General features: G+C 46.8%; 10 protein-coding genes and 2 pseudogenes. 1 reads left to right on the forward strand and 11 read right to left on the reverse strand.

Going from position 1 to position 7,122, the window contains the following annotated elements; translation table 11 throughout:
• The 6 genes from mobQ to GPK49_RS11050 all read right to left on the reverse strand — a co-directional run.
• A partial coding sequence (gene mobQ, locus GPK49_RS11025; protein ID WP_318283906.1) for a MobQ family relaxase occupies positions 1-1,089 on the reverse strand: 1,089 nt, incomplete at its 3' end.
• A 184-nt stretch (positions 1,090-1,273) separates the two neighbouring features.
• The gene (locus tag GPK49_RS11030) at positions 1,274-1,483 is read right to left on the reverse strand and encodes a hypothetical protein (RefSeq protein WP_015573978.1); all 210 of its coding nucleotides are present in this window, start codon (positions 1,481-1,483) and stop codon (positions 1,274-1,276) included.
• Positions 1,484-1,516: 33 nt separating this feature from the next.
• Positions 1,517-1,687, reverse strand: coding sequence for a hypothetical protein (locus tag GPK49_RS11035; RefSeq protein ID WP_162599048.1), 171 nt, complete (start codon positions 1,685-1,687; stop codon positions 1,517-1,519).
• A 299-nt stretch (positions 1,688-1,986) separates the two neighbouring features.
• Entirely contained in the window at positions 1,987-2,283 is a 297-nt protein-coding gene (locus tag GPK49_RS11040) for a DUF3847 domain-containing protein (protein ID WP_002594808.1), read from the reverse strand.
• Positions 2,276-2,617 (reverse strand): DeoR family transcriptional regulator, encoded by a 342-nt coding sequence (locus GPK49_RS11045; protein WP_005945246.1) that lies wholly within the window; start codon positions 2,615-2,617, stop codon positions 2,276-2,278. The genes GPK49_RS11040 and GPK49_RS11045 overlap by 8 nt, the downstream gene beginning before the upstream one ends.
• Positions 2,614-2,802 carry a hypothetical protein gene (locus tag GPK49_RS11050; RefSeq protein ID WP_015573981.1) on the reverse strand — a complete coding sequence of 63 codons (189 nt, stop codon included), beginning with the start codon at positions 2,800-2,802 and terminating at the stop codon, positions 2,614-2,616. The genes GPK49_RS11045 and GPK49_RS11050 overlap by 4 nt, the downstream gene beginning before the upstream one ends.
• Before the next feature lie 494 nt (positions 2,803-3,296).
• Here GPK49_RS11050 and GPK49_RS11055 point away from each other — a divergent pair, with 494 nt between their 5' ends.
• On the forward strand, positions 3,297-4,103 hold the full coding sequence (locus GPK49_RS11055; RefSeq protein ID WP_005924756.1) for a helix-turn-helix domain-containing protein: 807 nt from the start codon (positions 3,297-3,299) through the stop codon (positions 4,101-4,103).
• Between the two features lie 61 nt (positions 4,104-4,164).
• On the opposite strand, the gene GPK49_RS11060 is transcribed toward GPK49_RS11055, so the two are convergent.
• The 5 genes and pseudogenes from GPK49_RS11060 to GPK49_RS11080 all read right to left on the reverse strand — a co-directional run.
• The gene (locus tag GPK49_RS11060; protein ID WP_005927687.1) at positions 4,165-5,127 is read right to left on the reverse strand and encodes a DUF3658 domain-containing protein; all 963 of its coding nucleotides are present in this window, start codon (positions 5,125-5,127) and stop codon (positions 4,165-4,167) included.
• Between the two features lie 29 nt (positions 5,128-5,156).
• The gene (locus tag GPK49_RS11065; RefSeq protein ID WP_005927690.1) at positions 5,157-5,534 is read right to left on the reverse strand and encodes a TnpV protein; all 378 of its coding nucleotides are present in this window, start codon (positions 5,532-5,534) and stop codon (positions 5,157-5,159) included.
• Positions 5,494-5,856, reverse strand: a complete 363-nt coding sequence (locus GPK49_RS11070) for a helix-turn-helix domain-containing protein (protein WP_022742028.1) — start codon at positions 5,854-5,856, stop codon at positions 5,494-5,496. The genes GPK49_RS11065 and GPK49_RS11070 overlap by 41 nt, the downstream gene beginning before the upstream one ends.
• Before the next feature lie 70 nt (positions 5,857-5,926).
• A pseudogene (locus tag GPK49_RS11075) lies at positions 5,927-6,079 on the reverse strand (Maff2 family mobile element protein); the annotation flags it as partial.
• An 89-nt stretch (positions 6,080-6,168) separates the two neighbouring features.
• Positions 6,169-7,047 (reverse strand): annotated as a pseudogene (locus GPK49_RS11080) (VirD4-like conjugal transfer protein, CD1115 family); the annotation flags it as partial.
• Positions 7,048-7,122 lie beyond the last annotated feature (75 nt).

Consider the following 7,122-nt stretch of genomic DNA (forward strand, 5'->3'; position numbering starts at 1 on the left):
TGCGGCTGATTTCCCGGAAGATTCCAGAAATGCTTCTAAGTCCTCCACAGTGGAAAGCCCCTTTTGCCGGAGATAGGATAGGGCTTCGCTGACTGCCTTTAAGTCCTGTGAAGTCCCCCGGTTCTGTCCAGCCCTTGTCCAGTCCTTCCGTTCTTCCTTTCGTATCTCCATATACTTCATCAGCAGATTGGGAAGAAGCGTTGCTTCCTCCGCCGCTTTTTGCGCAAGCAGCTCTTTCCGTTTTTCACCCAGCTCGGTAATCCAGCCTTTGAGGTTTTGGATAAGCTGCCGGATGGACTTCATCAGACTGTTGGCGGCTCTGATTTCCCGGTTCAGGTTGCCGATATTCGTCTGGATACCACGCTTTTCCATCTGCTGGACAGCAGCCCCCTCATGGACAGTGGGGACTATATCAAGCCCCTGTCTGGCATAGGAACGCAAGTCCACACGCTCCGGGCGGTCATTGGCTTCCAGATAGCGGTTCTGGATGACCTCCCATTCATGCCGCCAGATTTCACAATACTTCTGGTCGTTCCAATCAACCGTATCCTCCTTGTGGCTTTTCCACCTGCCGGACGGAAGTTTTATCCGTTCTCCGCTTTCATCAAGGTCATAAACCTTGCGGCTCTTGGGAAGCCATTTCCCATGTTCGTCCATTGCCCTCATAGTGAGCAGGACATGGGCGTGGGGATTGTGTCCCGGCGGATGGGGGTCATGGATGGCAAAATCAGCAATCATGCCTTTGGAAACAAACTGCTGCTGGCAAAACTCCCGGACAAGGACAGCGTACTGGTCAGGCGGTATCTCTCTGGGGATGGTAAGCACCCACCGCCTTGCAAGCTGGGAGTTCCATTGTTTTTCCACAGCTTCGGCGGCGTTCCATAGGGTATTGCGGTCTGCATACTCCGGCGGGGCATTTGCCGGGAGCAGGATTTCATTGTGGACGATACCACGCTTTTCCGGGTAGTGCTTCACTTGCTGGTCGTATTCACAGAACAGCTTTTCGCCACTCTGGTAAGCAGCGGCGGCAACCGCAGACTGTCGCTGGCTGCGCTGCACAATCGTGATTTCGTTGTGTGGACAGGGCATTTCGTGTCCCTCCTTTCGGTAATTGGTGGATGGGGTGGCGTTTTACCACCTCATTTTGGGCAGAAAAAAAGCAGGAGACCTTTTTCAGATTTCCTGCTTGGTGTGCCGCTGTATGGGCGGCGGGTATTTAGTTGTGAAAGTTCGGGGCAAATTGACCCGATGTGCGGATGGTAAACTGGGATTGTTAATTTGGAACAGGTCCTATAATGCCAACTGCTATTGCATCAATAAAAAGCACAAATGCTATTACACAAACAATTAAAATAGTTGTAATGACTTTAATAATAAGTTGTTGATTTTTACGTAAATCACTCTTACTGACAATTCTTAGGACAAAAATCAAAACAAAGATGATGATAAGAGAAATAATATTATAAAGAATTACTGTTTTCATCTGTGTATCCTCCTTTTCCTTATCAATTCCGACTTACAGAATACCTGTTATTGAAATAATTGCACAAGCACAGGCAAAAATGCCCATACATAAAGAGGCAATTACCCATTTCTTTTTCTTCTGTTTGTGATATTCCATTGCATTAAACAATTCTTTTAAACCAAAAGCCAATACTAAAAATTGAAGTATTCTAATCATGTCCATCAATCAACTCCTTCGCCAATTTTTGATTTATTGGTAATTTTATTATACTTCATTGCCTATCGAAAAGATAGCGTATTTTATGAAACTTGTCGGCTGGGAACAACTTGCAATGCAAGATGTCCCCAGATGGCAAGTCCACAAAAGGGTAGCTGGCGGCAGCCAGCGCAGGGGAAGCGTAGCGTCCCCTGTTTGATTTGGAGCAGACCATGACTGCGGAAAATCACAGCCCTCCGGCGAGGAGCCTTCGGAGAACGCAATGCGCCAACCTCTGGGTGGTGTATAATTGCGCCCTTAGTAAACTAAGGGGTTTCCGGCTTCTCCCGTTCCAGCAGTTTTTTCAATAGTTCCTGCGTGTCCTGCCTGTGAAAAATGAGTTTCAACAACAGCATGACATCATCATCTGTCAGGCGTTCCGGCTCTTGCAGAAAACTTTCCAGCATACCGCCACGAGTACAGAGCCGGTGCGTCCGTTCCTTTCGGGTAAGCTGCTTTAACTGGTGCTGCAATGCCTTTTCATCATTGATGGCTTTCCGCAGTTTCTTTTCGCTTTTCTCCAACTCCCGATTGAGTTTTTCCAGCTTTGAGGTATCAGGCAAGGGCAGCGTCCTCCTTTCCCGGTATCAGCACATAAATCCTGTTTGGTTCTCCAACGCCCTGACGCACCCGCATGATAAGTCCGGCGGTTTCCAGTTCATTCAGAGAACGCTTGACCGTCATGGGACTGCGGGACAGGACTGCGGCAATGGCTGTGACAGGGAAGCAGACAAACAGGATTCCGTTCTCGTCCTCCTGCCCATTGGAGAGCATAGCGTCCAACATCCGGCAGTACATGACCTTTGCGGTGCTGCTGACTGGAAATCCTGTCAACGCTCTGGGAAAGGGCATACAGGGCGGCAATGGTGTGTCTATCGTCATAAATTCAAAATTCATTCGGTGTCTTCCTCCTTTTTCCTTGCTCGTTTGGATAAATAACGGGGGCAGTCAACCACAACCGCCCGGAAGCTCTGCCTGCACCCATGCTGGCATTTCCGGCATAATTCGTTGTAAGTGACACGCCCCCGGTCATTGAGGTAAAAGGAAAGCTCATGCTTCCTCTTTTTGCTCATTCTCGGCATATTGCGCTTCCTCCCGTTTTAGTGTATGGTTTCGGGGCGATTTTCGGCAAAATTACAGTCATAGAACCGCCTAAAATCTCCCGAAGTATCAGCGATAGGGTAGACTATCCCCCTATCAGGTTGTCGTGTTTCGGTATCATTTCGGTATCATTTCGGTGTCAGTTCGCCAGTTCTCCCCGGTGTCGTTCCTCCCCTGAATCTCACAGCGGCGTATCGCTCCCTTTGGTACGCTCGTTTTGGTCAGGGTTCCTCCATATCCCTGCCAAAATTCATGGCGCTACATCGCCGGGGAAGCATATCCCACACAGGCTGGTCATTCGATTGGAATAATCCATCGATGAACTACCTGTATCATAGAACATTTTTGTGCCCTGTGCCGTATGTCCACAAAGTAGGAATTAAGGGTAAAAATCAGAAATTTCCACGATTACGGAAAGTGTGATATAATCCAGATAAGCGGCAGCAATGAAACCGTTGGAAAGGAGCGTGTGCCCATGAAAGGAGCAACAAGCATACAGGAACGCCTTTGGGAACTCCGCAAGGACAAAGGCTTAAATCTGGAAGAACTATCAAAACTAACGGGTATTTCTAAATCAGCCCTTGGCAGTTATGAAAAAGAAGATTTTAAGGAAATCAATCATGGCAACCTTATCACGCTGGCAGACTTCTATGGGGTTTCCGTCGATTATCTGCTGTGCCGGACAGAGAACAGGGAGCAGATCAACACGCCACTGACGGAGCTGCATTTGAACGATGAAATGGTTGCACTTCTGAAAAGCGGTCGGATCAACAACCGTCTGCTCTGCGAACTTGCCACCCATAAGGACTTTATCAAGTTTCTTGCGGACATTGAGATTTATGTGGATGGGATTGCCACCATGCAGATTCAAAACCTCAACACCCTTGTCGATACTGTCCGACATGAAATCATAGAACGGTATCGCCCTGGCGAAGATGACCCACATTTGAAAGTGCTGCAAGCCGCCCATATCAGTGATGATGAATATTTCAGCCACATGGTTCTGGATGACCTAAACCTGATTATCCGGGATATTCGGGAAACCCATAAAAAGGATAGTGAGAGTGCGCCCCAGACCACTGTTGCCAATGAACTGAAAGAAAATCTGGAAGCGGTCGAAAATTTCAAGGGCAGCCGTTTGGAAAAACTGGCAGTGCTTTACTGCAAGCAGCTCGGTATCAACTATAAAAATCTGTCAGATGAAGAATTTCGCTGGCTTATTCGGATTCTCCAAAAATCAAAGAAAACGGGAACGCCTATCAACCAGAGGAAAAAACGGTAAAGGAAAACCGCTGTTGCATGGTTTGTTGGATTCCATGTAGCAGCGGTTTGTGCTGTGGTTATTACTTCATTCGTTTTCTTAATATTCGGCGATAATTTGTTTCTCCCTTTGGTGCGTCCTGTATAATTTCCAACACACCATCTTCAAGCATTTTATCAATGCGATTGGAAATCCATACATCACTAATTCCAAGTTGATATTTTCCTAAAACATTACCTATGACAATAGCCATTTTGAATTGCTCTGGCTGTTCCGCAATTTCACGAAGAATGAAACTATCATATATATCTTCTGAAACGCTTTGCAATTTACCATTTAACATTGCACGCAAAGGTGCATTTTCATTTTGAAGTTGATTCCATTTCATAGCACAAGCTGAAAGAAATACAGGATTAGCTTTCTCTTGTAGAGTTATATAGTTTCCCCATTCGCCAGGAGAGACCTCGCCCCATGCTATTTTGGATGTCATAGTATTTTCTTTTCCATATTCCCATGTAGGTAACTTAACCAAATAAATTGTTGTCTGGCAGTTTAAGGGTTGAAGTTGTTTCATAAGCCAATACATACCACAAAGCTCATCTGGATTATAGCTATACCAAATGCGAATTTCTTCCCCAGCTACATATCGTTCAATCACTGAGGTCAATGTAGTTTTAATTTTCTGTATTTTTTCTTCAACCTGATAATCTAAATCCTCTACAAAGCAGACAGACAGCATTTTCTTGAAAACATTTTTCCGCTGTTCGCCAATTCCATTATCAGAAATATCTCCCACACTAAGAGCCATATCAAAACAATAAACATCACAGCTCTTGCCTCCCAATGGAATAGCATTCTCCCAAGCAATGCGTTCTTGTTCCTGTGCTTGAAGCTGTGCTTTTTTCATTTCATCTGAAGATGGAACACTCCCGTCTTCATGCCTCATAAATATTGAAACAGCACTTCCTCTATACTTTCCCTTGCCGTAAGTTTGGGCAATTTTCAAACTTCCACAGGCACTTTCACCAAATACAATTTCAATCATCTTATATACCTCCGATTTAATTGCTCCCGTTATGAATAAATCATCTCATGCAAAACAATTTCTTCTGCCCGGTTATGAATGTTATTGCAACGCTGCACCCATTCCATTTGGTGGGTACGCTTCAATTCCTCGGTTACGCCCTCGGCAGTTTTCATCTGCTCCATGATGGTGTCTAACCGTTCCTGTGCCTGTTCGTTCAGGTCTGCAAGATATGTCCACAATTCTCCGGTCAGTATCAATGTATTCAATCTGGCTGGGTGGACTTCCCTTAAATATTCCCGGTGCATCCGTCCGTACTTTCCGATAGGGCGGTGTTCCTCCGGCAGTTTCAAGTCCGGGATGTAATAATCTCCGACAAGGATATAATCAATTCCGTTTTCCGTTATTCTTGGTTTCAATTCGCTCATGTTCCTTACCTCCTGTGGAAGCAGGCTCGTCTGGTACTAACTCAATCACATCGGTAATCTCACAATTCAGCGTTTCGCAGATACGGGCTAATGTGTCCATGCTGATGTGCTTTCCCTCTTTGCTCATGTTGGCAATCATATTCGTTGTCATACCGGCGGCAAGCCTTAAATCTTCTTTTCTCATATCACGCTCTAACAGTGTGTGCCAGAGTGGTTTATAGCTGATGTGCATATTGTTTTCCTGCCTTTCTATCCATACCACCGGGGCGGCTGCCCCGGCAGGAACTTTTCTCTTATTATAGCACCAATCTTGTGAAATCACAATTTATTCTTGTAGCCTGCCGCTGATACCGTCTGGATTGGTTTTTCCTTTCTTTTTGTTCCCTTTAATTAGCCATGAACTGCTTAATGCCCTGTGATTTTGCCGCAGGGTTATCCGACCCGTAACCTTCCAGAAGGTTGATGACGCCCCATACCGCCAGACCAGCGCCAAGAGCCATGACCAGAATTTTAAGAATGTCGATTGCCTGATTGAAAAATTCCATATACGTTCCTCCATTTTGTTTGTTTGATGGTTTTGGGTACAAAAAAAGCCGCCCACATCGGCGGCGCTTCGGGTCATCATGGCCCGAAGTTACACAAACTCGTCGCTGTCCAGATCATCGAAATTCAACAGGTCAGCTTCTTCGTCCGTGTCGGAGCCGTCCACTTCGTACACCGTGTATTCGTCCTCCGGCTTTAGTCTCAATGGCCGGTGGCGGAACAGGCTTTCCAAGCGGAAGGCGTTTTTCTTTTTATCAAATTCGGCTGTGTACTTGTAATTCGGGTGCTTTTTCAAGTCATACTTCGGGGACAGGAAGGGCGGGAGCCCCCGAAGCTGCAAGATACATTTATCCCCGGGCATGGTGGTGATCTCGCTGGTGGTCATCAGTTCCCGGCCAAGCCGCTGCATATTCTGGCTGTAACTTTCAGACTGTCCCCGGCTTCGGCCCTCGGTCTGCATAGAGATGGTGGCCTTGCCCAGCCAGTTTTCCGAAATATCCTTTAGGGTGGAAGCCTCCCGGCCTCCGAGGAACACGATACTGTCCATGTTTCCCATGATGGTTTCGGAATGGTCTTTGTACAATGCCTTGCACTGGCTCATAGCCTGATAAAAGAGCGTCAGGCTGATCTCCCGGGAACGAATGACGGCCACGATCTTTTCCAGCCCCGGCACCTGCCCGGTGTTGGCAGCCTCGTCCCACAGCACCCGCACATGGTAGGGCAGACGCCCGCCATAGGTGTTATCAGCCCGTTCACACAGAAGGTTGAACATCTGCGAAAAAGCGAGGGCAACCAAAAAGTTGTAGGTGGTGTCCGTGTCGCTGATAAGAAAGAACAGCGCTGATTTTTCATCCCCCAGCTTATCCAGCTCCAGTTCGTCATAAGACATGATCTCCCGAAGCTGGGGAATATCAAAGGGAGCCAGTCTTGCACCGCAGGAAATCAAGATGCTTTTGGCTGTCTTGCCAGAGACGAAAAGTCAAGGACTTTTTCATCAAATCCAAAAAGAAGTCACATTTTGCGGACTTCCTCACGGAGCAGACGC

Source organism: Clostridium sp. MCC345, assembly GCF_018785345.1.
In the GTDB taxonomy this organism is placed as follows: Bacteria; Bacillota; Clostridia; order Lachnospirales; family Anaerotignaceae; genus Anaerotignum_A; species Anaerotignum_A faecicola.